We start from the raw sequence: 24,623 nt of genomic DNA on the forward strand, positions 1-24,623 counted from the left end.
CCCACCAGGCACGGGAACATCCCCGAAGCAGCGGGCGTTGACAGAGCTGTCGACCGCATCTGGCAGACTGTCAGGTCGAGTCCGGCTCCGGTTCACCTCTCGTGGTGCTCATGACCACCGAGGACCCGGCGGCCACCGAAGAGAGGGACAAGACGTTGAAGACCGGCATTCACCCCGAGTACGTGACGACCGAGGTCACCTGCGGTTGTGGGAACACCTTCACCACCCGCAGCACCAAGTCCTCCGGTTCCATCCACGTCGAGGTCTGCTCGAACTGCCACCCGTTCTACACCGGCAAGCAGAAGATCCTCGACACCGGTGGCCGGGTCGCGCGCTTCGAGGCCCGCTACGGCAAGCGCAAGGGCAAGTAGCCGCACCAACGGCGTCCACCCGGTCCTCCGGGTGGACGCCGTTGCCGTCTCTCCACCCCCTCTGCAACCCACTCACACACAGAACACTCGCGGAGCACCACCCCGAGACCGGAGCGCCGAACCGTGACCCTGGAAGCCCTGCTGGCCGAGCACGCCGAGCTGGAAGCCAAGCTCGCCGACCCCTCGGTCCACGCCGACCAGGCAGGCGCGCGCAAACTCGGCAAGCGCTACGCCGAGCTGACCCCCATCGTCCGCGCGGCCCACGAGCTGGACCAGGCCCGCAACGACCTGGAGGCCGCCCGGGAGCTGGCCGCCGAGGACCCCGGGTTCGCCGACGAGGTGGACGAGCTGACCCGGCGCATCCCCAAGATCGAGGAGAAGCTCACCGAGCTGCTCCTGCCGCGCGACCCGCACGACGGCGCGGACGTCGTCCTGGAGATCAAGTCCGGCGAGGGCGGCGAGGAGTCCGCGCTGTTCGCGGGCGACCTGCTGCGCATGTACCTCCGCTACGCCGAGCGCCAGGGCTGGAAGGCCGAGGTGCTCGACGGCACCGACTCCGACCTGGGCGGTTTCAAGGACGTCACGGTGGCGATCAAGGCCAGGGCCGACACCCCGGACGGCGTGTGGTCGCGGCTGAAGTACGAGGGCGGCGTGCACCGGGTGCAGCGCGTCCCGGTGACCGAGAGCCAGGGCCGCATCCACACCAGCGCGGCCGGCGTCCTGGTCTTCCCCGAGACCGAGGACGTCGAGATCGAGATCGACGAGAACGACCTCCGGGTGGACGTGTTCCGCTCGTCGGGCAAGGGCGGCCAGAGCGTCAACACCACCGACTCCGCCGTCCGCATCACGCACCTGCCGACCGGCATCGTCGTGTCCTGCCAGAACGAGCGCAGCCAGCTGCAGAACAAGGCCCGCGCGATGCAGGTCCTGCAAGCCAGGCTCCAGGTGCTGGCCGAGGAGAAGGCGCAGCAGGAGGCGTCCGACGCCCGCCGCACCCAGATCCGCACGGTGGACCGCTCGGAGCGGGTGCGCACCTACAACTTCCCGGAATCCCGAATCTCCGACCACCGCGTCGGCTACAAAGCGCATAACCTGGACCAGGTGCTGGACGGCGACCTGGACGCGGTGCTGGACGCGCTGGCGTCGGCCGACCGCGCGGAACGGCTCGCCGGCGGGTGACGGGAGGGCACGATGGCGGAGATCCTGGCGAGTCCCCGGCGTGCCCCCCTGGACCACCCGCTCGACATCCGCGTCACGGGTCTCGCCCCGGACACCGAGGTCACCGTCCGGGTGTCCACCGGTGACCACGAGTCCGAGGCGGTCTTCCGCTCCGACGAGCGCGGCGTGGTCGACCTCACCCGGCACGCCCCGCTCAAGGGCGGCTACCGCACCGTCGACCCGATGGGCCTGTTCTGGTCGATGACCCCCTGCCCGGGTGAACCGCACCCGACCCGCATCGAGGCCGGCGACGCAACGCCCGTCGAGGTCGAACGGCTGCGCGTCCCCGACCACGTCACCCGCACCGAACTGGACACCCTCTCCGCCGTCCTCTTCGAACCAGCTCCCACCACCACCACCACCCCGCGCCCCGCAGTCATCGTCCTCGGCGGCTCCGAGGGCGGCCGGCACGAGGTGGACGCGGCCCTGCTCGCGGGCCACGGCTTCACCACCCTCGCCCTGGCCTACTTCGGCGCGCGCAACGTCCCCGACGACCTCGTCCACCTCCCCGTCGAGCACGTCGGCGACGCGCTCGCCTTCCTCACGGCCAGGGCCGGATCCGGCAAGGTCGGGATCGTGGGCGGCTCGCGGGGCGGTGAGCTGGCGCTGCTCGCCGCCGCCACCTACCCCGAGGTCGCCGCCGTGGTCAGCGTCGTGGGATCGGGCGTGATGACCCAGTGCATCGGTCCGGGCGGCCGGCTGCTGCAGAAGCTCGACCACGAGGCCGCCTCCTGGACGTGGAAGGGCCGCCCGCTGCCCTACCTGCCCTACTACGTCCCCGAGGAGCTGCGCCGCCAGGTGGTCGAGGGCGAGCCGGTCACGCTCGCCGCCGCGTTCGACCTGTCCGACGGCATCCCGGAGACCGCCGAGATCCCGGTGGAGCGGATCGCCGGCGGTGTGTTGCTCCTCTCATCCGGTCGTGACGGGAGCTGGCCGAGCGCCGCGCTGAGCGAGGTCGCGGAGCGCCGGCTGACCGCCCACCGCCACCCGTTCCGGCACGAGCACGTCGTGTACCCGGAGGCAGGGCACCTGATCGCCGGCCCGCCGCACCGGCCCGCCGCGCACACCGTGCTGCCCGGTCCGGGCGTCCGGTTCGACCACGGCGGCACCCCGGCCGCCACCGCCGCCGCGCGCACCGACGCGTGGAGTCGGACCATCGAGTTCTTGTCGGACCAACTGGGCACCTAATGTGTCGTGCATGAGCGCACACTTTGACGTCGTGGTCCTCGGTGCGGGGCCAGGCGGGTACGTCGCCGCGATCCGCGCGGCCCAGCTCGGGCTCAAGACCGCGGTCGTCGAGGAGCGTTACTGGGGCGGGGTCTGCCTGAACGTGGGCTGCATCCCGTCGAAGGCGCTGCTGCGCAACGCCGAGCTGGCGCACCTGTTCAAGCACGAGCAGAAGACCTACGGCATCCGGGTCGACGGCACGGTGGAGTTCGACTACACCGCCGCCTTCGACCGCAGCCGGAAGGTCGCGGACGGGCGCGTCAAGGGCGTGCACTTCCTGATGAAGAAGAACGGCATCACCGAGTACGACGGCCGGGGCACGTTCGTCGACGCCAACACCATCCGGGTGGGTGATGAGACGATCACCTTCGAGCACGCCGTCATCGCCGCCGGCGCGACCACCCGGCTGCTGCCGAACACGTCCCTCTCCGAGCGCGTGGTCACCTACGAGGAGCAGATCCTCACCTCCGACCTGCCGGAGAGCATCGTCATCGCCGGTGCGGGCGCGATCGGCGTCGAGTTCGCTTACGTGCTGCACAACTACGGCGTCAAGGTCACGATCGTGGAGTTCCTCGACCGGGTCGTGCCGCTGGAGGACGTGGAGGTGTCCACCGAGCTGGCCAAGCGGTACAAGCGGCTCGGCATCGACGTCCGCACCGGCACCCGCGTCGAGTCCATCGACGACACGGGCTCGAAGGTCCGCGTCACGGTGTCCAAGGACGGCGAGGAAGAGGTCCTGGAAGCCGACAAGGTCATGCAGGCCATCGGTTTCCAGCCGCGCACCGAGGGCTACGGCCTGGAGAACACCGGTGTGCAGCTCACCGAGCGCGGAGCGATCGCCGTGGACGGGCGCGGTCGCACGAACGTGCCGAACATCTACGCGATCGGTGACGTCACCGCGAAGCTGATGCTCGCGCACGCCGCCGAGTCCATGGGCATCATCGCGGCGGAGACCATCGCCGGCGCGGAGACCCAGGAGCTGGACTTCGTCATGATCCCGCGCGCCACCTACTGCCAGCCGCAGATCGCCAGCTTCGGCTACACCGAGGCGCAGGCCCGGGAGAAGGGCTTCGACGTCAAGGTCGCCAAGTTCCCGTTCACCGCCAACGGCAAGGCGCACGGCATCGGCGACTCGGCCGGTTTCGTGAAGCTGATCAGCGACGCCAAGTACGGCGAGCTGCTCGGCGGTCACCTGATCGGGCCGGACGTGACCGAGCTGCTGCCCGAGCTGACCCTGGCGCAGCAGTGGGACCTCACCGTGCACGAGGTGGCGCGCAACGTGCACGCGCACCCGACCCTCGGCGAGGCCGTCAAGGAGGCCGTGCACGGCCTGGCCGGGCACATGATCAACTTCTAGCGCTCTACGCTCTGCCCATGACCCGACACCCGCTGCGGCTGGCCGTGCTCGACGCCGAACGCATGTTGGCCGCAGCGGGCGTCGGCAGCCCGCGCGCGGACGCGGAGCTGCTGGCCGCGCACGTGCTGGGCGTCGAGCGCTCGCGGCTGCCGCTCATCCCGCTGGTCGACCCGCCCGTGGTCGACGCGCTGCACCGGCTGGTGCGCGAGCGCGTCACGCGCACCCCGTTGCAGCACATCACCGGCTGGGCGCACCTGGGCGGGCTCGACCTGGACGTCGGCCCCGGCGTGTTCATCCCGCGCCCGGAGACCGAGCTGCTGCTCGAATGGGCGCTGTCCACAGTGGCCGGTGCCCCCCTGGTGGTCGATCTGTGCACGGGGTCGGGCGCGCTCGCGCTCGCCGTGGCGCACCGCCTGCCGGGCGCGACCGTGCACGCCGTGGAGCGCGACCCGGTCGCCCTGGCCTGGGCGCGGCGCAACGCCGACCTCCGGGTCGAGGCGGGCGACACGCCGATCCGCCTGCACTCCGGCGACGTCACCGCACCGGGCGTGCTGACCGACCTGGAGGGGGCGGTCGACCTGGTGGTGTGCAACCCGCCCTACGTCCCCGAGGGGACCGCCGTGCCGCCCGAGGTGGCCGACCACGACCCGCACGACGCCGTGTTCTCCGGCGCGGACGGCCTGGACGTGATCCGGCACGTCGTCGCGCTGTCGGCCCGCCTGCTCAAGCCGGGTGGGCACGTGGCGATCGAGCACGACGACACGCACGGCGAGGCCGTGCCCGCGCTGCTGTCCGCCCGCCGCGTGCTGACCGACGTCCGGGACCACGCCGACCTGGCCGGCCGCCCCCGCTTCGCCACGGCCCGCCGCACCTGACCCTCCCGCGCCCGGCTCGTCCGCCCCGCCCTCCCCGCCCCGCCTCGCCTCGCTCCACCCGGCAGCCCGGGTGTGATCTGAAGATCGAGGCTTGCGTCCACCGCCTGAAAGTAGGTTAGCCTCACCTAAGTCGAGGGTGGGAGGACGCGGTGGCGAAGGTGGCTGGGCGTCGGCGTCGCGTACCGGCGCTGCGGGTCGCGGCACTGGCCGTGGCGCTGACCGGGGCGCTGGTGGGATCGCTGACCGGGTGCGGCACCGTGCCGCCGCCCGGTGCGGTGCAGGACTCGGCGGGCGACCGCGTGCCGCTGGGCGAGCTCACCCCGCTCGCCGACCCCCGGTCGCACACCGGGCCGTCGACCGCCCTGGTGGAGCAGGCCGACGTCGAGCCGGTCCGGCGGGGCACCGAGCCCGAGCTGCCGGCCACCGTGACCGACGACCAGGGCACCTCGGTCACCGTCACCGACGCGTCCCGCATCCTCGCCCTGGACGTGTCCGGCACGCTCGCCGCGACCGTGTTCGGCCTGGGCCTGGGCGACCGGGTCGTCGGCCGGGACACCTCGACCGGGTTCCCGGCCGCGCGCCGGCTGCCGCTGGTCACCGTGAACGGGCACCAGCTCAACGCGGAGGGGATCGTCGGGCTGCGGCCCACCGTCGTGCTCACCGACACCACGCTCGGGCCTTGGGACGTGATCCTCCAGTTGCGCGACATGGGTGTCCCGGTCGTCGTGGTCACCCACAAGCGGGGCATGGACACCAACGCGACGATCGTCCGCTCCGTGGCGCGGGCGCTGGGCGTGCCCGGAGCCGGTGACGAGCTGGCGGCCAGGATGGCCGCCGAGGTCGAGCGCACCACGGCCGCGATCGCCCGCCTGGCCCCGGCCGAGCCGGAGCGCAAGCTGCGCGTGGTGTTCCTCTACCTGCGCGGCACAGCGGGCGTCTACTACCTGTTCGGCCGGGGGTCCGGCGCCGACTCGCTGATCACCGCCCTCGGCGCGGTGGACGTGGCGACGGAGGTCGGGCTGGAGGGGATGCGCCCGATCAACCCCGAGGCGCTGGCCCGCGCCAAACCCGACGTGATCCTGCTGATGACCAAGGGCCTGGAGTCGGTCGGCGGCGTGGAGGGCGCGCTGACCGTGCCCGGCATCGCCCAGACCCCGGCCGGCCAGCGCCGGCGGTTCGTCGACATGAGCGACTACCAGATCCTCGGCTTCGGCCCGCTGACCTCGGCCGTCCTCGACGGCCTGGCCCGCGCGCTCTACGCGCCATGACGGACCCGTCGCCCGCAGCGGCGCCCGCCACACCACCGTCCACACCAGACTCACCTCCCACAACACCCACCACTCAACCGATTCGACCGGCCAAGTCGGTCTGTTCAGGACAGCCAACCCGGTCGACCGGGCGCACGCGGGTCGTGGTGCTGTTCGTCGTCCTCGTGGTGGGGTTCGTCGTGGTGGCGCTGGTATCCGCAGCAGCCGGCCAGTACGGCGTGCCGATCGGCGAGGTCGTCGGGTCCATCGCGCACCGCGTCGGCCTCGACGTGGGCGTGCCGCCCGCCGACCGGTACGCCGAGGGCGCGCTGTGGGCGATCCGCTTCCCGCGCGTGGTGATGACCGTGCTGGTCGGCGGCGTGCTCGGGGTGTGCGGCGCGCTCATGCAGGGTTCGTTCGGCAACCCGCTCGCCGAACCCGGCGTGGTCGGCGTCTCGGCCGGTGCGGCGGTCGGCGCGTGCGCGTCCATCGTGTTCGGGTGGACGTTCCTGGGCGCGTTCACCACGCCCGGCGCGGCCTTCCTGACCGGGCTGCTCACCACGTTCTCCGTCTACGCCCTGGCCCGTGCGAACGGCCGGGCCGGCGTGGTGTCGATGATCCTGACCGGCGTCGCCGTCAACGCCGTCGCGGGCGCGGCCATCGCCCTGCTGATGTTCCTGGGCGACCAGGCCGCGCGCGAGCAGATCGTGTTCTGGCAGTTGGGTTCGCTCGCCGGCAGCCGCTGGCCGTACGTGGGGCTGGTCGCGCCGCTCGCGGGTGCGGCGGTGGTCGCGGCGGTGCTGCTGGCGCGGCGGCTGGACCTGCTGGCGCTGGGCGACCGGCAGGCCCGGCACCTCGGCGTGGACGTGGAGCGGCTGCGGATGGGCGTGGTGTGCCTGGTCGCGGTCGGCGTCTCGGCCGCCGTCTCCTACACCGGGATCATCGGGTTCGTCGGGCTGGTCGTGCCGCACCTGGTGAGGATGCTGGTCGGCCCCGCGCACCGGGTGCTGATCCCGGCTTCGGCGCTGGGCGGCGCGGTCCTGCTCTCGCTCGCCGACCTGGTCGCCCGCACCCTCGTGCCGCAGGCCGACCTGCCGATCGGCATGGTGACCGCGCTGGTCGGCGGCCCGTTCTTCTTCTGGCTGCTGCGCCGGACCCGGAGCCGGGAGGGCGGATGGGCCTGACCCCCGTGGAGGCCGCCGACGTCGTCGTCGCGGTGCGCGGCCGGCGGCTGCTCGACGGCGTGAGCCTGGACGTCCGGGCGGGCGAGGTGCTCGCGCTGGTCGGCCCGAACGGGGCCGGCAAGTCGACGCTGCTCGCCGCGCTGGCGGGGGACCGGGCCGTCGCGGCGGGCGTGGTGCGGGTGGACGGGCGCCCGGTCGGCGACGTGCGCCCGCTCGCGCTCGCCCGCCTGCGGGCCGTGCTGCCGCAGCGCAACCCGGTCGCTTTCCCGTTCACCGTGCGGGAGATCGTCACCATGGGCCGCGCGCCGTGGACCGGCACGCCCGCCGAGGACGAGGACGACGAGGCCGTCGCCGAGGCGTTGGACCGCGCCGAGGTGACCGCGCTGGCGGACCGGCCGTACTCCGAGCTGTCCGGCGGTGAGCAGGCGCGGACCGCGCTCGCCCGCGTGCTGGCGCAGCGCACGCCCGTGCTGATGCTCGACGAGCCCACGGCCGCGTTGGACGTGCGCCACCAGGAACAGATCATGGCCCTGGCCCGGGACCGCGCCGGGGCGGGCGTGGCGGTCCTGGTCGTGCTGCACGACCTGGGCCTGGCCGCCGCGCACGCCGACCGGGTCGCGGTGCTGGCGGACGGGCGGCTGGTCGCCGCCGGGCCGCCCGACGACGTGTGCACGGCCGAGCTGCTGACCCGGGTCTACCGGCACGAGGTCGAGGTGTTCCCCCATCCCCGCACCGGACGGCCGGTCGTGCTGCCGGTCCGACAAGGAGGTCTGTGATGCCCGCTGTGGCCGGAGAGATGTCCGGAGAGATGTCCGGAGCGGAATCGCCCGACGGACCCGCACCGGGGTCCCGAGTGGCGGCCCGCAGGGCGGTCGGCGGGGTGGGCGCGGTCGGGTTGGCGGTGGCGGCCTTGGTGGCGCTGCCCGCGCCGGCGTCGGCGGCGGGCCGGGTGGAGCTGTCCGTCGCCACCGCCGACCCCGAGTACGCCACGGCCGTCGACCTGCGCGGCACCGGGTTCCAGTCGGTGCCCAACGCGCACGGCGGGATCTACGTCCTCTTCGGCTGGGTCGGGGGCACCTGGCAGCCGAGCCGGGGCGGACAGGTCGGCGCGGACTACCGCTACGTGCAGGACAGCGAAGCCAAGGACAACAACGGTTTCCAGCGCTTCGTGGCGTTCCCCGGCAGCGACACCGCGAGCAGCGCCAACGGCGGCACCATCGCCCCGGACGGCTCGTGGAGCGCCCGGCTGGTCATCCCCGGCGCGAGGTTCGCGGCGGTGGACCGCTCCGGGAACACCACCCAGGTCGACTGCACCACCGCGCAGTGCGGCGTGATCACCATCGGCGCGCACGGCGTGGTGAACCCGAACAACGAGACGTTCACCCCCGTCCGCTTCGCCGTGCCGCAGGGACAGCAGCAGGGGCAGCCACAGCAGCCGACCCAGGCCCCGCCGACCGCCGGGACCACCGTGGACGCCCCGGTGCGGCCGGCCGCCGCGCCGGCCGTGGTGAACGCGGCGCGCACGGCGCTGCCGGCGGGGGAGAGCACGGCGGTGACCGGCTCCGGGTTCGCGGCCGGCGAGCAGGTGCAGGTGGCCCTGGGGTCGGTCTTCCTGCCGCCGGTGACCGCCGACCAGGCCGGGGCCGTCGCCTACACCGCCTCGATCCCGTCGTCGGTGCTCGCCGGGGTGCACCGGTTGGCGTTCACCGGGACGACCTCCGGTGCCGGCGGCGGCGTGGACCTGACCGTCGACCCGCCCGTCGTGGCGACGACGGCGGTGGCGGCGGGCGCGCAACCCGAACCGGGTGGGCCGGACTGGACCCTGGTGGGCGGGATCGCGGCCGGGCTGGTCGTCGTGGGTGCGGTCGTGGTGCTGCTGAAGCGGAGGAGGACGGCATGAGGCTCGCAGGTGTGGCAGCGGCAGGCGCGCTCCTGGCGGCGGTCACCCCGCCCGCATGGGCGCAGCAGACGACCACCGCACAAACAACCACCGCACAAACAACCACCGCACAAACAACCACCGCACAAACAACCACCGCACAAACAACCACCGCACAAACAACCACCGCACAAACGACGACCGCACGACCCGGCACCGCGCGACAGAGCGCGGCGCAGGCGACCACGGCGCAGGAGCAAGCCGCCCAGCCGACCACGACCGGGTCTGCGTCGTGCGAACTCACCTCGGAGACCGCGACCCGGGGCGATCTGCTGTGGGGCTTCAAGAAGAGCTTCCGCCAGTACGTGGGCACCACCGCCGGCAACGCCATCACCGCGTCCGACGGCGCGGTGGTCACCGCCGTGGACGAGGTGGTGCGCGACGGCGTGCCGAACCCGGCGGGCATCCCCACCGGTGCCTACCGGTTCGCGCTCGGTCGCGCCGAGTACCGGAGCCCGACCGACTTCACCCTGCACTACCGGGGGAAGGTCGCGTTCTCCTACCCCGCGCACTTCTTCACGCTGGTGCTCGGCGACCCGGAGGTGCGCCGCGACGGCGACACGGCGACGCTGCGCGCCGACGTCGAGCTGAAGGCCCAGCCGGGTGCGCCGACCGGGTCGAAGAACCTCCCGGACGTCGACCTGGCCACGCTGCGCCCGACCGCCGGCACCACGACGCCCGCGCCGGGCAGCCTCACCTGGTCGGCCGTGCCCGCGTCGTTGACCAGCGCGGAGGCGTTCGCCGGCTTCTACCAGGCCGGTGCCGAGCTCGACCAGGTCGCGCTCACGGCTGCGGCCGACTGCGCGGACCTGCCCGAACCCCCGCCGCCCGCGCCCGCCGGCACCCCGCCGCCGGCGGTCCGGGCGAACGCGCTGGTGCCCCCGCTCCAGTACCGGCCCCTGGCGAACACCGGGGCCGACGTCGAACACGTGCTGTGGCTCGGGATCTCGGTGCTGCTGGCGGGAACGGCCGTGCTCCTCGCGGTCCACCGCCCCCGCCGCACCTGACCCGTGCCACGCACTCCGGCCGCGCTTGCCGGTGACCACTCCCGGCGAGTGCGGCACCCCCTCTCCCCCAGGCACCCCAGCCCGGAGCACCCGAACCCGAAACGCCTCAGCCCGGAGCACCCGAACCGCAAACACCCCGGTCCGGAGCGCCCCGCACGGGAGCGCCCCGGACCGGGGGACCGGTGCCCGCTACTCGGAGCGCTTGAGGGCCTCGGCGACGGCGGCGGCGATGCGCTCCTCCTCGGCCGCCTTGCGGGACCTCGTCCGGGCGCGCAGGGCCAGCGCCAGGCACAGCACCACCAGTGCGGCGATCACCGCCGCCCACGGCACGGCCAGGTCCCAGTCCGAGTCCGCCACCGGGTCCACCCCGGCACCGCCGGGCACGGCACCGGTCACCTCGACCGTCGCCGACACGCGCCCGGCGGGCCAGGACGGCACCGAGACCTCGCGCGTCGCGCCCTCCCCGGGCAGCAGCTCGGGCAGCGCGGCCACCTCGGCGTCCTGCCCGAACCAGCCGAACAGGCCCTCCACCCGCACGCGCTGCCCGGCGGTCAGCCGGGTGTTGCCGACGTTCGCCACGGTGTACGAGACCTTCGCTACCCCGCGCGCGAAGGGGTTCGCCGACCCGTCGAACGACACCCGCAGGTCCCGGACCTCCAAGCGGGGCACGAGGTCGCCGCCGACCCGGACGTGCATCCGCGCGCCCAGCCGCCGGTCCACGGTGATGCCGACGCCGTTGTCCGCGACCGCCAACGACGTCACCACGCCGCCGCTGTGGTCGCCGGGCGTGGTGCCGGCCGGGACGGACAGCGTGAACGGCACGGCCAGCGCCTGGCCGGCCGGGACGGTCACCTCCTCGGCGGCGAACCGCACCCACGTCCCCACGTGGGCCGACGGCTTCCCGGCGGGCAGCAGGTCGAGCTGCCCGGACGAGGTGGTGAACGCGTCCGCCGCGTACACCCGGAACGTCAGCGACCGGGTCTCGTGGTTGGTCACCAGCAGCTCGTCGGAGATCGCCGCGCCCGGCACGGCGGTGTACCCGAAGTTCGCGCGCCCCGCGCCGAGGGCGTTGTCGGCGGGCCGCACCCCCCACGTGATGTCGTCCTGCCCGGACGCCGGGGGTGCCGCCAAGAGCAGCACCACCAGCGCACCGGTCACGAGCGCGGTCAGTACCCGGAGCATGGTCGCCTCCGACCTGGGAAGGGGGCGCCGCCCGGTGGACGGCGCCCCTCGGTGGTCAGGTCAGCTCAGCGCGGTCAGGGTGAGGGTGGCGGAGTACCTGCCCGCCCCGACGCTCGACGGCACCTTCAGCTCCAGCTCCGCGCCCAGCTTCGCCGAGCCGGACGCGTGGCCCGAGGCGGCGCTGCCGAGCGTGGCCGGCGCGGACAGGCCGGGGCCCCGGTCGAACCCGGACGCCACGGCCGCGCCCGCGACCGCGCCACCGGTGTTCTCGGTGACCGCCGGCGTCCAGCCCAGGTTCTTGCCCGCGAACGACGTGGCCCCGGCGGTGAAGTCGCTCACCTGCGCGGAGACCGACCAGGCCGGTGCGCCCAGCCGGGTGTCGGTCACCCGCACCGGGTTGATCGAGCCGGTGGCCCGGTAGTGGTCGCCGGCCTTGGTCGCGGTGCCCAGGTCGACCAGGGTGTTGCCGCCGTCGACGGTCCACACGAACTCGCCGGGCTGCTGCGGGGCCTCCGGCACGGTCACCTCGACCTCCTGGGAGGTCCCGGACGGCGCGGTGGACGCCGTGTAGCCGACGTCGAACGGCAGCGGCGGCTTGTAGTCCTGGTTGCCCCCGCAGCCGGTGGAGTAGAAGTGCGGCCGGACCGACGCGGGGACCGCCTTGACGAACTCGGCGGGCCAGGAGCCCCACCAGCCGGTCGCGCCGCCGTCCGTGCCGCACGCGCGGGTCTGCGCGCCGCCGTCCGCGAAGTCGACCTCGACGCCCTGGTAGTCCGGGGTGACCCGGTAACCGGAGGCGGAGAGCCCCGCGACCGAGCCCGCGTCGAAGGTGAGCAGGGTGAGCCGGCCGAAGTCCTGCGGCGCGGTGGGGTTGCCGCCCATGTCGACGCCCGCGCCGAGGCGGAACTCGACGGAGAGCGAGCCCGAGCCGTCGGCGTGCACGGTGAGCTGCGGGTCCTCGTAGATCTCGTTGGGCGCGTTGAACTGCGGGGGGTAGGCGTTGACCGTGTAGCTGCCGGTCCACGACAGGCTGCCCGCGCCGGTGGCCGGGTCGACGGTGCCGGTGCCGGCGGTGAACTTCACCGCGTTCGGGGTCTTCTGCGGCGAGGACACCGGCATGGACGTACCCGGCTTGGGCGTGACGGCGTACTCGGCCTGGGAGCCGCCGGAGACCGAGCCGACGAGCTGGGTGACGTTGCCGGTGAGGTCCTTGTAACTCCACGGACCGAAGATGCCGACCTGCGCGTAGCCGTTGAGGCCCCACACGAAGGTGGCGTCCTCGACGGTCTGCCCGGCGGCCTGGGCCTGGGCGGGCAGCGCGCACAGCGCCGCCGCGACGCCCGCCGCGAGGCAGGCGCCGAAAACCCTGGGTCTTGTCATTCCCGAACCTCCTGAGTTAGGTGAGGCTAACCTTAGTTACAGGTCGGTTCGCCGGACAAGGAGTCGGGGACGGGTGATCGGCTGTGACCTCCGCCGCTCCGGTCCGACCGGTTGTGCCAGGATCACTGCGTGAGCACGCTCTACGACTGCGCCGTCCCCGCCGACCGGACCGCCGGTCTCGCCGCCGCCGCCGGCGCGGTGCGGTCCGGGCGCCTGGTGGTCCTGCCCACCGACACCGTCTACGGGATCGGCTGCGACGCGTTCGACGCGAAGGCCGTCCGCTACCTGCTCGAGGCCAAGGGGCGCGGCCCCGACATGCCGGTGCCCGTGCTGGTCGGCTCGTGGACCACGATCGACGGCCTCGTGCTGTCCGTGCCGCGCCAGGCCCGCGCGCTGATCGAGGCGTTCTGGCCCGGCGGCCTGTCCCTGGTCCTCCAGCACGCGCCGTCGCTGGCCTGGGACCTCGGGCACACCCGGGGCACGGTGATGCTGCGGATGCCGCTGCACCCGGTCGCCCTCGAACTGCTGCGCGACGTCGGCCCGATGGCCGTCTCCAGCGCCAACAAGTCCGGGTTCCCGCCCGCCGGCACCGCGCAGGAGGCGTGGGACCAGCTCGGCGAGGACGTCGGCGTCTACCTCGACGGCGGGCCGTGCACGGAGAACGTGGCGTCCACCATCGTCGACCTGACCGGACCCGACCCGCTCGTGCTGCGCGAGGGCGCGGTGCCGCTGGCCGACGTGCGCGAGGTGCTCGGCATCGAAGTCGAGGTCGCCGGCTAGTGGATCTTGCCGATCGGAGTAGCGTGGCACCCGCAGTGTCCGAAACCCCATCCCCGAGGGGCTAGCACCAGTGGGCCCGTTGCCCGACACCTCTTCCGTCCTCCCGGTCCGGGAGTACCTGCTCGTCGCGCTGACCGCCGCCGTGGTCACCTTCCTGCTCGTCGGCCTGGTCCGGGCGCTCGCGTTCCGGATCGGCGCGGTCGCCTACCCGCGCCAGCGCGACGTGCACGTCAAGCCCATGCCGAGGATGGGCGGCCTCGCCATGTACGGCGGCGTCCTGGGCGGCATGGGGCTCGCGCACCAGCTCCCCGTGCTGCGCGCGGCGTTCGACTTCTCCTACGACCCGTGGGCCGTCATCGCCGGCGGCGGCGTGATCGTCCTGGTCGGCGTGCTGGACGACCGGTTCGAGCTGGACTCGCTGACGAAACTCGCCGGCCAGGTGACCTCGGCGGGCATCCTCGTGCTGTTCGGCTTGCAGTGGCTGGTGTTCTGGGTGCCCTGGGGCGACGGGGACGGGCGCGGTTCGCTGCTCGTGCTCGACCAGAACCAGGGCGCGCTGCTCACCGTGCTGCTCGCCGTGACGATGGTCAACGCGATGAACTTCGTGGACGGCCTGGACGGGCTGGCCGCCGGCATCGGCCTGATCGCCGCCGCGGCCACCTGCGCGTTCTGCATCGGCGTGCTGGCCAAGAACGGCGGCGACGTCGGTTCCTACCCGCCCGCGCTGATCGCCGCCACGCTGGCCGGCGCGTGCCTGGGCTTCCTGCCGCACAACTTCAACCCGGCCCGGATCTTCATGGGCGACTCCGGGTCGATGCTGATCGGCCTGATGCTCGCCGCCGCCGTCACCTCCGCGTCCGGCAAGCTCAACTACGGCTCGTTCCAGTCCATCGAGACCATCGACCTGCTCGGCCTGCTGTCCCCGCTGCTGGTGGTCGCGGCGGTGCTGTTCGTGCCGGTGCTGGACCTGCTGATGGCGGTGGTGCGCCGCACCCGGCGCGGCGAGAGCCCGTTCTCCGCCGACAAGATGCACCTGCACCACCGGCTGCTGGAGATCGGCCACTCCCAGCGCCGCGCGGTGCTGCTGATCTACCTGTGGGCCGGCGTGCTGGCGTTCGGCACGGTGTCGCTGACCCTGTTCGACGCGACCGTCGTGATGTGGTGCCTGGCGGCCGGCCTGCTGCTCGCGCTGCTGGTCTCGGCCGTGCCGAGGCTGCGCGAGATGCGCCGCACCTGACCGCCGCACCCGACCGCCGCCGGGCGGTGGTCCGGGACCGGCCGGTGGCGCCCGGGGTGGTCGCGCCGGCTCCGGCGTGGAGCGGAAATGACTCCGGCCGGGTGCCGCCGCTGCCGCCGGACGCCCCTCCGGCACCGCCGGACGCCGGAGCGCGGGGTGCGCCGGCGGCCACCGGGCGGTCACGCTCGGTGATCTGAACGGCGGCCGTCGCGCCGCCGGGTGGCGGTCCTGGCCACGGCGTAGTAACGCTTTCCGCACCCCGAGCGAGAGGTGTCACCCGAGCCCCACTTACACTCGGTTGCGACCAGTGGGGAGGGGTGACATGAGCCAGGAGTGGACTCACGAGAAAGTCGTCCAGCGGCTCGCGGGCGAGATGTTCCGGGGCCTCATCTGGGCGGCCCTGGCGACCGTCGCCGTCGGGGCGGTGGTCTGGACCGTGCTGGCCGGCGTCCCCGGCCTGGTCGCGGCGCTCATCGGCGGCGCGCTGGCCATCGCGTGCTCGCTGATCACGCTCGGGTTGATGCACAAGACCGCGGCGCTGCCCGTGCAGTTCATCATGATCGCCGCGTTCGGCGGCTTCCTGGGCAAGCTGGTCCTGCTCGTGGTGGTGATGGTGCTGCTCCAGAAGTTCCCGGTGCTGCACGTGAACGCGCTCGCGCTGACCATGGCCGCGACCATCGTCGTGGCGACCTTCATGGAGGTCCGCGCTTCCAAGCGCAGTCGCAGTCAGGTGATCATCCCCACCCCCGGCACCACCTGATCTACCGGCTGGTACGGTGCGCGAGGACGGGACGCCCCAGGTCGGTAGGGGTGCCTCTCGCGGGCGCGTGCGGTGCGTAAGGTACGTTTGTCCCGATCGTGACGATTCCCCCGGCGGAGTGAACGCCGGCCGGGAGAACCGGAAGGAACACAGTGACCTCGTTGGTGCTGGCCTCGGGTGGCGAGTTCGTCGCGCCCGGTGTGAAGGACTTCTTCCCCCCGGCGATCTTCGGGTCGGTCGACAAGCCCATGGTCCTGCTGGTGCTGTCGGTCATCATCATCGGGACGTTCTTCATCGTCGCGACCCGCAACCTGAAGCTCGTTCCCGGCAAGTTCCAGTTCGCCGCCGAGTCGGTCTACGACATCGGTCGCAACTCCATCGCCCGTGAGCAGATCGGCGGCAAGGACTTCAAGCCGTTCGTCCCGCTGATCCTCACGGTCTTCACCTTCGTCCTGGTGAACAACCTGTACGGGCTCATCCCGTTCATCCAGTTCCCGACGATGTCGCACATCGGCTTCCCGCTCGCCGTCTCGGTCCTGGTCATCTACCCGGTGTACCACTACGTCGGTTTCAAGCGCCACGGTTTCGTCGGTTACCTGAAGCACTCGACCATGCCGCCCGGTGCGCCGTGGTTCGTGCTCATCCTGCTGATCCCGATCGAGTTCTTCCAGAAGTTCCTGCTGAACCCGCTGACGCTCGCCATCCGAGTCTTCGCGGCGATGTTCGCGGGTCACCTCCTGCTGCTGGTGTTCACCCTCGCCGGTGAGTTCCTGCTGCTGAACGGCGGGGTCACGGTCGTGGTCGCGCCGATCGCCTTCCTCTTCGCCATCGCGCTGACGTTCCTCGAAGCGCTGATCATGGTCCTCCAGGCCTACATCTTCGCCCTGTTGTCCGCCAACTACATCGGCGCGGCGCTGGCGGAAGAGCACTGAGAAAACAAGCCTCCGATCCGCGAGCCTTCGCGGACCGAAGTGAAAGGGAACAGCACAAGTGAGCGCTATCGTTCTTGCTCAGGATGCCGTCAAGACCGTCAACAACGCGGGTCTCGCCGCGATCGGCTACGGCCTCGCGGCCATCGGCCCCGGCATCGGCGTTGGTCTGATCTTCTCCTCGGTCATCAACGGCACCGCCCGCCAGCCCGAGGCCCGCGGCGTGCTGCTGAGCCTCGCCTGGACGACCTTCGCCATCGTCGAGGTCCTCGCGCTGCTCGGCTTCGTCGTGTACTTCCTCGCCAGCAACGCCTGATCGTCCTCACCGCGCATTAGGAGTTGTGATGAAGACCCTCATCCTGGCGGCGGGGGGCGAGGACATCAACCCCGTCGTCCCGCACACGTCCGAGATCATCATCGGCCTGATCGCGTTCCTGCTGCTCTTCTTCGTCATCAAGAAGTTCGTGTCGCCGCGCTTCGAGACGTTGTACGCGGAACGTGCCGCCAAGATCGAGGGCGGCATCGAGAAGGCCGAGCAGGCGCAGGCGGAAGCCCAGCAGAAGCTCGAGGAGTACAAGGCCCAGCTCGCCGACGCGCGGGCCGAAGCCGCTCGCATCCGTGACGACGCCCGCATCGAGGGCGAGCAGATCATCAGCGAGCTGCGGGCCAAGGCGCAGGAGGAGTCCTCGCGGATCGTCGCGCAGGGCCAGACCCAGCTGGAGACCCAGCGCGCCCAGATCGTCGCGGAGCTGCGCGGCGAACTCGGCAAGCTCGCCATCGACCTGGCCGACCGGGTGGTCGGCGAGTCGCTGGAGGACGAGGTGCGCCGCCGGGGCACCGTCGACCGGTTCCTCTCCGAGCTGGACAACACGTCGGCTCCGGCCGCCAAGTGAGGGAACGCCGATGACGCTGCACGCCGCCAGCCGTGACGCGCTGGCCGCCGCCGAGCTGCGGCTGCTGGAGATCGTCGACGGTGCCGCAGACAGCGCCGCCCTGGGCAAGGTGGGTGCGGAGCTGTTCGCGGTCGTCGGCCTGCTGTCCGCGCAGCCCTCGCTGCGCCGGGCCCTGGCCGAGTCGTCGGCCGAGCCCGCGAGCCGCGAGCAGCTCCTGCGGGGCCTGCTCGGCGACAAGGTCTCCGGCGACGCGCTCCAGGTCCTGGCCACGGTCGTCACCGCCCGCTGGTCCAGCCCGCGCGAGCTGGTCGACGGCGTCGAGTCACTGGCCCGCACCACGCTGCTGGTGCGGGCCGAGCGGGACGGCAAGCTCGACGCGGTCGAGGACGAGCTGTTCCGCCTCGGGCGGATCATCGCCGGCAACTACGAGCTGGAGCTGGCGCTGACCGACCCGGCGGCCGACGCCGACGGCAAGGTCGCGCTGGTCGACGGCCTCGTCGCGGGCAAGGTGGACGACACGACCAAGGTCCTGGTCGAGCAGCTCGTCCGGGAGCCCCGGGGCCAGGGCGTCGTGGGCGGCCTGGCCGACCTGGCGTCGCTGGCGGCCAAGCGCCGGGAGCGCTCGGTGGCCTACATCCGCTCCGCCGTGGAGCTGGACGCGGCGCAGCTCGACCGCCTCGAGGCGACGCTGACCCGGATCTACTCCAGGCCGGTCGCCCTGCACGTGGAGGTCGACCCCACGCTGCGCGGCGGCCTGCTGATCAAGATCGGTGACGAGGTCATCGACGGAAGCGTTGCCGGTCGGCTGGCGGCACTGCGCCGCGACCTCGCCGGCTGACCACCCGGAACCGCGGCCCACAAGCCCCTTTCCTCATAAACGAAGTGAGAGCAGGAACGACATGGCGGAGCTGACGATCTCGTCGGACGAGATCCGCAGTGCGATCGAGAAGTACGTCTCGACCTACTCCCCGGAAGTCAGCCGGGAAGAGGTCGGCGTCGTCGCGGAGACCTACGACGGCATCGCCATCGTCGAGGGTCTGCCCGGCACCATGACCAACGAGCTGCTGGAGTTCCCCGGCGGCGTGCTCGGCGTGGCCCTGAACCTGGAAGTGCGCGAGATCGGCGCGGTCATCCTCGGTGACTTCGACAAGATCGAAGAGGGCCAGGAGGTCAAGCGGACCGGCCAGGTGCTCTCCGTGCCGGTCGGCGACGGCTTCCTCGGCCGCGTGGTGAACCCGCTCGGCCAGCCGATCGACGGCCTCGGTGACATCGTGGCCGACGACAACCGCGCCCTGGAGCTCCAGGCGGCGTCCGTGCTCCAGCGCCAGCCGGTGGGCGAGCCGATGCAGACCGGCATCAAGGCCATCGACTCGATGACCCCGATCGGTCGCGGCCAGCGCCAGCTCATCATCGGCGACCGCAAGACCGGCAAGACCGCGGTCTGCATCGACACGATCATCAACCAGAAGAAGGCGTGGGAGTCGGGCGACCCGCAGCAGCAGGTGCGCTGCGTGTACGTCGCCGTCGGCCAGAAGGGCTCCACCATCGCGGGCGTCAAGACCGCGCTGGAGGAGGCGGGCGCGCTGGAGTACACCACCATCGTCGCCGCCCCCGCGTCCGACTCGGCCGGCTTCAAGTGGCTCGCCCCGTACACCGGCTCGGCCATCGGCCAGCACTGGATGTACCAGGGCAAGCACGTCCTGATCATCTTCGACGACCTGACCAAGCAGGCCGAGGCGTACCGCGCCATCTCGCTGCTGCTGCGCCGCCCGCCGGGCCGCGAGGCGTACCCGGGCGACGTCTTCTACTTGCACTCGCGCCTGCTGGAGCGCTGCGCCAAGCTCTCCGACGAGATGGGCGCGGGCTCGATGACCGGCCTGCCGATCATCGAGACCAAGGCCAACGACGTGTCGGCCTACATCCCGACCAACGTCATCTCCATCACCGACGGCCAGTGCTTCCTGGAGTCGGACCTGTTCAACGCCGGCGTGCGCCCGGCCGTCAACGTGGGCATCTCGGTGTCCCGCGTCGGTGGTGCCGCGCAGACCAAGGCGATGAAGACGGTCGCCGGCTCGCTGCGCCTCGACCTGTCCCAGTTCCGCGAGCTGGAGGCGTTCTCCGCCTTCGCCTCGGACCTGGACGCCGCCTCGCGGGCCCAGCTCGACCGGGGCGCGCGGCTGGTCGAGCTGCTCAAGCAGGCCCAGTACTCGCCGGTCCCGATGGAGGAGCAGGTCGTCTCCATCTACCTCGGCACCAACGGGCACTACGACTCCGTGCCGGTCGGTGACGTGCGCCGGTTCGAGGCCGACTTCCTCGACCACGTGCGCCGCAGCCACGACGTGATCCTGTCCAGCATCCGCGAGTCCAAGAAGTTGTCGGAAGACACCGAAAAGGGCATCGTGGACGCTGTCAACGCGTTCAAGCAGCAGTTCACCGCTTCGACCGGCGCCACGGTTGTGAACGAGGCACCGGCGGACGCGATGGACGCCGACAAGGTCGGACACGAGTCGGTCAAGGTCAACCGACCCGCTCCGACCGAGAAGTGACGTAGGCATGGCGGCACAGATTCGAGAGCTGCGCCAACGGATCCGCACGGTCAACTCGACCAAGAAGATCACCAAGGCGTACGAGCTCATCGCCACCTCGCGGCTCGCCAAGGCGCAGACCCGCGTCGCGGCGTCGAAGCCGTACGCCGAGGAGATCACCGGTGTGCTCTCCGCCCTGGCGAGCGCGTCGGCCAACCTCGACCACCCGCTGCTGACCGAGCGCAAGACCCCGAAGCGGGCCGGCGTCCTGGTCGTCACCAGCGACAAGGGCATGTGCGGCGGCTACAACGCCAACGTGCTCAAGGCGGCCGAGGAGCTGCTGGCGCTGCTGCGGTCCGAGGGCAAGGAGCCGGTGCTCTACGTCATCGGCCGCAAGGGCGCGAGCTACTACCGGTTCCGCCGCCGGGACATCGCCGGCGAGTGGAGCGGCTTCTCGCAGCTCCCGCACTACGTCAACGCGGCGGAAGCGGGTGACACGCTGGTCCCGGCCTTCCTCGAGGGCACCGAGAACGGCGGCCAGGGTGTCGACGAGCTCCACGTCGTCTACACCGAGTTCAAGTCGATGCTGAGCCAGCAGCCGACCGCGAAGCGCATCGCGCCGATGGAGATCGAGTACGAGGAGTCCAAGCCGAAGCTCCAGTCGGTGTACTCCTTCGAGCCGAACGCCGAGACGCTGCTGGGCGCGCTGCTGCCCAAGTACGTCAAGACCCGGCTGTTCTCGGCTCTGCTGGACGCGGCGGCTTCGGAGTCGGCGGCCCGGCGGACCGCGATGAAGGCGGCGACGGACAACGCGACCGAGCTGGTCCGCAACCTCAGCCGTGCGGCGAACTCGGCCCGCCAGGCCCAGATCACCCAGGAGATCAGCGAGATCGTCGGTGGCGCCTCCGCGCTTACCGGGGGCGCAGGAAGTGATGAGTGACATGAGTGCTACTGCCACCACCACCCGCACCGGCCGTGTGGTCCGGGTGATCGGTGCCGTCGTCGACGTGGAGTTCCCGCGCGACGCGGTGCCCGAGCTGTTCAACGCCCTGCACGTCGAGATCACCTTCGAAGCGGTGGCCAAGACGCTGACCCTGGAGGTCGCCCAGCACCTGGGCGACAACCTGGTCCGCACCATCTCGATGCAGCCGACCGACGGCCTCGTGCGCGGTGCGACCGTGAACGACACGGGCCGCGCCATCAGCGTGCCGGTCGGCGACGTCGTCAAGGGCCACGTGTTCAACGCGCTGGGCGAGTGCCTGGACGTCCCCGGCCTCGGCCGCGACGGCGAGCAGTGGGGCATCCACCGCAAGGCCCCCGCGTTCGACCAGCTGGAGGGCAAGACCGAGATCCTGGAAACGGGCATCAAGGTCATCGACCTGCTGACCCCGTACGTCAAGGGCGGCAAGATCGGCCTGTTCGGCGGCGCGGGCGTGGGCAAGACGGTGCTCATCCAGGAGATGATCACCCGTATCGCCCGCGAGTTCTCCGGCACGTCGGTGTTCGCCGGCGTCGGCGAGCGCACCCGTGAGGGCACCGACCTCCTCCTGGAGATGGAGGAGATGGGCGTGCTCGGCGACACCGCGCTCGTCTTCGGCCAGATGGACGAGCCGCCCGGCACGCGGATGCGCGTCGCGCTGTCGGCGCTGACCATGGCGGAGTACTTCCGCGACGTCCAGAACCAGGACGTGCTGCTGTTCATCGACAACATCTTCCGGTTCACCCAGGCCGGCTCCGAGGTGTCCACCCTGCTGGGCCGGATGCCGTCGGCCGTGGGCTACCAGCCGACGCTGGCCGACGAGATGGGTGAGCTCCAGGAGCGCATCACCTCGACCCGGGGCAAGTCGATCACCTCGCTGCAGGCCATCTACGTGCCGGCGGACGACTACACCGACCCCGCCCCGGCGACCACGTTCGCCCACCTGGACGCGACGACGGAACTCTCCCGTCCGATCTCCCAGAAGGGCATCTACCCGGCGGTGGACCCGCTGTCCTCGTCGTCCCGGATCCTGGAGCCCTCCATCGTGGGCGAGGAGCACTACCGGGTCGCGCAGGAGGTCAAGCGGATCCTGCAGAAGTACAAGGAACTGCAGGACATCATCGCCATCCTCGGCATGGACGAGCTGTCCGAGGAGGACAAGGTCCTCGTCGGCCGCGCCCGTCGCCTGGAGCGCTTCCTCGGCCAGAACTTCCTGGTCGCGGAGAAGTTCACCGGCCAGAAGGGCTCGTTCGTGCCGATCAAGGACACGATCGAGGCGTTCGACCGCGTGTGCAAGGGCGAGTTCGACCACTTCCCCGAGCAGGCGTTCTTCTCCTGCGGCGGGCTCGACGACGTCGAGGCCAACGCCAAGAAGCTGGCCGGCAAGTAAGTTCCCGGTTGGTTTGCGGTTTGCGATAAGCCCGTTCGGCCTCTGTGGTCGAGCGGGCTTTTTGCTGTGGGTGTGGGGGTTGTGGGGGTGGGGTGGGGGGTCAGGGGTGCCAGCCGAGGGAGCGGGAGATGGCGCGGCCACAGGCCCGTACAGCGGGTAGCACGGTGTCGGTCCGGGTCTCCACCGGGACGACCACGGAGACCGCCGCCACGACGTCGCCGTCCGGACCGCGCACCGGGGCCGCCACGGAGTAGGTGATCGGCTCGATCTGGCGGTCGGCGATCGCGTAGCCGTCGCGGCGGACGGCGGCCAGGGTCTCGCGCAGCGCCTTGGACGTGCCGATGGTGTGCTTGGTGTACCGCTTGAGCGGCGCGTCGACCGCGCGCTCCTGGACGTCGTGCGGCGCGTGCGCGAGCAGCACCAGGCCGACGCCGGTCGCGTGCAGGGGCATCCGGGAACCCATCCTGGTCAGCACGCTCACCGCGTCCTTGGCGGCCAGGCGCTCGACGTAGACGACCTCCAGGTCGTCGCGGATGGCGAGCTGCACGTTGTGGTGGGTGACCTCGAAGAGGTCTTCGAGGTAGGGCAGCGCGCGGTCCCGCAGGTCCAGCGCGCCGGGGGAGAGCACGCCCAGCTCCCACAGCCGCAGGCCGATGGTGAAGCGGCCGTCCTGGTCCCGTTCGAGCGCCCGCCACGCGACCAGCTCCCGGACCAGTCGGTGCGTGGTGCTCAGCGGCAGGCCGGAGTGGCGGCTCAGCTCGGAGAGCGTGGCCGACGGGCGGTCGGCGGTGAACACGGCGAGCAGCGTGAAAGCCCGGCCGAGGAGGGACTTGGGCGGTGGCACCCGACCAGTCTGGTCCCTGCGGGGCGGCTCGGACCACCTGGCTCGGGTGGGTTGTCCTCTCTGGACGGTTGTGGGGGATCGGGGCTGGTGCGGGGTGGTGGGAGGTGCGTGATCCGGCTGGTGTGAGCGGGAGTAGAGGTGTCCACTTCCGGGTGGGGGCGGTGTCACCGGTGGTGTCGCCTATCCTTGGGTTTGTTTGGGTTCGTCGTGGTCGCCGCGACCGGCGCGGGGGTGGCGACGACCGTTGGAGCGACCGCCAGGCGGGTGGTACCCCGGCCCGGTTGCGGCTGAGGGTGGCTGGGGCGGCGCTGCCCGAGGGCGACCGTTTAGACTGCACAGGACTCCACCGTGAGACAAGGGAGATGCGCGTGGCCGAGATGACCGTCCAGCTCGTCGCGGTGGAACGCCGCCTGTGGTCCGGCACCGCCACCTCGGTGGTCGCGCAGACGACCGAGGGTGAGATCGGCATCCTGCCCGGCCACGAGCCCGTGCTGGGCCAGTTGGTCGAGGGCGGCGTGGTCCGGATCCGCACGGTGGACAACGAGTTGGTGACCGCCGCCGTGCACGGCGGGTTCCTGTCGGTGACGGGCGACGGCGTGAGCATCCTCGCCGAGGCCGCCGAGCTGGCCAACGAGATCGACGTGGACGAGGCGCGGTCGGCGCTGAACAACGCGGACGACGTGGAGCGCGCCAGGGCCATCGCGCGGCTCCGTGCCGCAGGGCATTCGGCCTGACGCGGACGAGCGGACAAACGCCGTGGGGATCGCCGAAGTGGTCGGGGTGGTCCTGTTCGTGGCGGTGGTGCTCCTCGCGTACTTCGCGTGGCGCAGGATCCGCCTGCTGCGCGCTGGAGGGGTGCACGTGGCCCTTCGGTCGAGGCTCGACGTGAGTGGTCGGGGATGGCACCTCGGCGTCGGGTACTACCGGGGGGACACGTTCGTGTGGACGCGGGTCCTGAGCCTGAGCACGGGCCCGGACCGCGTGATCGACCGCGACGGCTTCGAGATCGACGACCGGCGCGAGCCGACGGCCTCGGAGACGTACGCGATGCCGACCGGAGCCGTGGTGCTGCGCTGCCGGGGGGCCAAGGGCGAGGTCGTGGAGATCGCCATGGGGCCGGACGCGTTGACCGGGTTCCTGTCGTGGCTGGAGTCGGCGCCTCCTGGGCGGTCCATTCCCTGGGCCTCTTGAGCGAAAAAGCAAAAGAGTCCTCGCCGGACGGGCGAGCCGCCAAGGATGACGGAAGTGCGTGGGTCGTCGTGTCATCCCCGTGTGGCCCGGTCGGGAGACAACCACCCT

Annotated in this window: 25 protein-coding genes; 22 read left to right on the forward strand and 3 right to left on the reverse strand. The window is 71.8% G+C overall.

Annotated features, from left to right (window positions below):
• The first annotated feature begins 155 nt into the window (after window positions 1–155).
• The 10 genes from rpmE to AB0I60_RS30240 all read left to right on the forward strand — a co-directional run bounded on the left by rpmE (window position 156) and on the right by AB0I60_RS30240 (window position 10,425).
• Complete coding sequence (rpmE, locus tag AB0I60_RS30195; protein WP_360735689.1) at window positions 156–371, forward strand: 50S ribosomal protein L31; 216 nt, start codon at window positions 156–158, stop codon at window positions 369–371.
• Between the two features lie 123 nt (window positions 372–494).
• Window positions 495–1,550, forward strand: a complete 1,056-nt coding sequence (prfA, locus tag AB0I60_RS30200; protein WP_360735636.1) for a peptide chain release factor 1 — start codon at window positions 495–497, stop codon at window positions 1,548–1,550.
• A 12-nt stretch (window positions 1,551–1,562) separates the two neighbouring features.
• Window positions 1,563–2,777 carry an acyl-CoA thioester hydrolase/BAAT C-terminal domain-containing protein gene (locus AB0I60_RS30205; RefSeq protein ID WP_360735638.1) on the forward strand — a complete coding sequence of 405 codons (1,215 nt, stop codon included), beginning with the start codon at window positions 1,563–1,565 and terminating at the stop codon, window positions 2,775–2,777.
• A 10-nt stretch (window positions 2,778–2,787) separates the two neighbouring features.
• Complete coding sequence (gene lpdA / locus AB0I60_RS30210; RefSeq protein WP_360735640.1) at window positions 2,788–4,173, forward strand: dihydrolipoyl dehydrogenase; 1,386 nt, start codon at window positions 2,788–2,790, stop codon at window positions 4,171–4,173.
• Window positions 4,174–4,190: 17 nt separating this feature from the next.
• Complete coding sequence (gene prmC / locus AB0I60_RS30215) at window positions 4,191–5,048, forward strand: peptide chain release factor N(5)-glutamine methyltransferase (protein WP_360735642.1); 858 nt, start codon at window positions 4,191–4,193, stop codon at window positions 5,046–5,048.
• A gap of 149 nt (window positions 5,049–5,197) precedes the next feature.
• Window positions 5,198–6,316: an ABC transporter substrate-binding protein gene (locus AB0I60_RS30220; protein WP_360735644.1), complete on the forward strand. Its 1,119-nt coding sequence runs from the start codon at window positions 5,198–5,200 to the stop codon at window positions 6,314–6,316.
• Window positions 6,317–6,462: 146 nt separating this feature from the next.
• Window positions 6,463–7,479 carry an iron ABC transporter permease gene (locus tag AB0I60_RS30225; protein ID WP_360735646.1) on the forward strand — a complete coding sequence of 339 codons (1,017 nt, stop codon included), beginning with the start codon at window positions 6,463–6,465 and terminating at the stop codon, window positions 7,477–7,479.
• A complete protein-coding gene (locus AB0I60_RS30230; RefSeq protein ID WP_360735648.1) occupies window positions 7,470–8,255 on the forward strand; it encodes a heme ABC transporter ATP-binding protein in 786 nt (261 codons plus the stop codon). The genes AB0I60_RS30225 and AB0I60_RS30230 overlap by 10 nt, the downstream gene beginning before the upstream one ends.
• A 77-nt stretch (window positions 8,256–8,332) precedes the next feature.
• Entirely contained in the window at window positions 8,333–9,379 is a 1,047-nt protein-coding gene (locus tag AB0I60_RS30235) for a hypothetical protein (RefSeq protein WP_360735650.1), read from the forward strand.
• Complete coding sequence (locus AB0I60_RS30240) at window positions 9,376–10,425, forward strand: HtaA domain-containing protein (RefSeq protein ID WP_360735652.1); 1,050 nt, start codon at window positions 9,376–9,378, stop codon at window positions 10,423–10,425. Before AB0I60_RS30235 ends, AB0I60_RS30240 begins: the two co-directional genes overlap by 4 nt.
• Window positions 10,426–10,614: 189 nt before the next feature.
• On the opposite strand, the gene AB0I60_RS30245 is transcribed toward AB0I60_RS30240, so the two are convergent.
• A complete protein-coding gene (locus AB0I60_RS30245; protein WP_360735654.1) occupies window positions 10,615–11,607 on the reverse strand; it encodes a DUF916 domain-containing protein in 993 nt (330 codons plus the stop codon).
• A 60-nt stretch (window positions 11,608–11,667) separates the two neighbouring features.
• Window positions 11,668–12,987, reverse strand: coding sequence for a hypothetical protein (locus AB0I60_RS30250; protein WP_360735656.1), 1,320 nt, complete (start codon window positions 12,985–12,987; stop codon window positions 11,668–11,670).
• Between the two features lie 129 nt (window positions 12,988–13,116).
• On the opposite strand from AB0I60_RS30250, the gene AB0I60_RS30255 reads away from it, so the two are divergent.
• From AB0I60_RS30255 to atpD, 10 genes are all read left to right on the forward strand, one after another.
• A complete protein-coding gene (locus tag AB0I60_RS30255) occupies window positions 13,117–13,767 on the forward strand; it encodes an L-threonylcarbamoyladenylate synthase (RefSeq protein ID WP_360735658.1) in 651 nt (216 codons plus the stop codon).
• Window positions 13,768–13,837: 70 nt separating this feature from the next.
• On the forward strand, window positions 13,838–15,004 hold the full coding sequence (locus tag AB0I60_RS30260) for an MraY family glycosyltransferase (RefSeq protein ID WP_360735660.1): 1,167 nt from the start codon (window positions 13,838–13,840) through the stop codon (window positions 15,002–15,004).
• A gap of 322 nt (window positions 15,005–15,326) precedes the next feature.
• A complete protein-coding gene (locus AB0I60_RS30265) occupies window positions 15,327–15,764 on the forward strand; it encodes a hypothetical protein (protein WP_360735662.1) in 438 nt (145 codons plus the stop codon).
• Between the two features lie 152 nt (window positions 15,765–15,916).
• Entirely contained in the window at window positions 15,917–16,696 is a 780-nt protein-coding gene (gene atpB, locus AB0I60_RS30270) for a F0F1 ATP synthase subunit A (RefSeq protein WP_360735664.1), read from the forward strand.
• A 58-nt stretch (window positions 16,697–16,754) separates the two neighbouring features.
• Window positions 16,755–17,009, forward strand: a complete 255-nt coding sequence (locus AB0I60_RS30275) for a hypothetical protein (RefSeq protein WP_015104697.1) — start codon at window positions 16,755–16,757, stop codon at window positions 17,007–17,009.
• A gap of 28 nt (window positions 17,010–17,037) precedes the next feature.
• The gene (locus tag AB0I60_RS30280) at window positions 17,038–17,586 is read left to right on the forward strand and encodes a F0F1 ATP synthase subunit B (RefSeq protein WP_360735667.1); all 549 of its coding nucleotides are present in this window, start codon (window positions 17,038–17,040) and stop codon (window positions 17,584–17,586) included.
• 10 nt (window positions 17,587–17,596) lie between these two features.
• Window positions 17,597–18,424, forward strand: a complete 828-nt coding sequence (locus AB0I60_RS30285; protein WP_360735669.1) for a F0F1 ATP synthase subunit delta — start codon at window positions 17,597–17,599, stop codon at window positions 18,422–18,424.
• Between the two features lie 61 nt (window positions 18,425–18,485).
• Window positions 18,486–20,132 (forward strand): F0F1 ATP synthase subunit alpha, encoded by a 1,647-nt coding sequence (atpA, locus tag AB0I60_RS30290; protein WP_360735671.1) that lies wholly within the window; start codon window positions 18,486–18,488, stop codon window positions 20,130–20,132.
• A 7-nt stretch (window positions 20,133–20,139) separates the two neighbouring features.
• A complete protein-coding gene (locus tag AB0I60_RS30295) occupies window positions 20,140–21,051 on the forward strand; it encodes a F0F1 ATP synthase subunit gamma (protein ID WP_360735673.1) in 912 nt (303 codons plus the stop codon).
• On the forward strand, window positions 21,044–22,480 hold the full coding sequence (atpD, locus tag AB0I60_RS30300) for a F0F1 ATP synthase subunit beta (RefSeq protein ID WP_360735675.1): 1,437 nt from the start codon (window positions 21,044–21,046) through the stop codon (window positions 22,478–22,480). The genes AB0I60_RS30295 and atpD overlap by 8 nt, the downstream gene beginning before the upstream one ends.
• Window positions 22,481–22,580: 100 nt before the next feature.
• Here the strand turns inward: atpD and AB0I60_RS30305 are convergent, their stop codons facing one another.
• A complete protein-coding gene (locus AB0I60_RS30305) occupies window positions 22,581–23,324 on the reverse strand; it encodes an IclR family transcriptional regulator (protein WP_360735677.1) in 744 nt (247 codons plus the stop codon).
• Window positions 23,325–23,692: 368 nt separating this feature from the next.
• On the opposite strand from AB0I60_RS30305, the gene AB0I60_RS30310 reads away from it, so the two are divergent.
• Together AB0I60_RS30310 and AB0I60_RS30315 are read left to right on the forward strand one after the other, a co-directional pair.
• Complete coding sequence (locus AB0I60_RS30310; protein WP_360735679.1) at window positions 23,693–24,058, forward strand: F0F1 ATP synthase subunit epsilon; 366 nt, start codon at window positions 23,693–23,695, stop codon at window positions 24,056–24,058.
• Between the two features lie 22 nt (window positions 24,059–24,080).
• Window positions 24,081–24,515, forward strand: a complete 435-nt coding sequence (locus AB0I60_RS30315) for a DUF2550 domain-containing protein (protein ID WP_360735681.1) — start codon at window positions 24,081–24,083, stop codon at window positions 24,513–24,515.
• Window positions 24,516–24,623: the final 108 nt, after the last annotated feature.

The sequence above is a fragment of the Actinosynnema sp. NPDC050436 genome (assembly GCF_040655415.1).
Classification (GTDB): domain Bacteria; phylum Actinomycetota; class Actinomycetes; order Mycobacteriales; family Pseudonocardiaceae; genus Actinosynnema.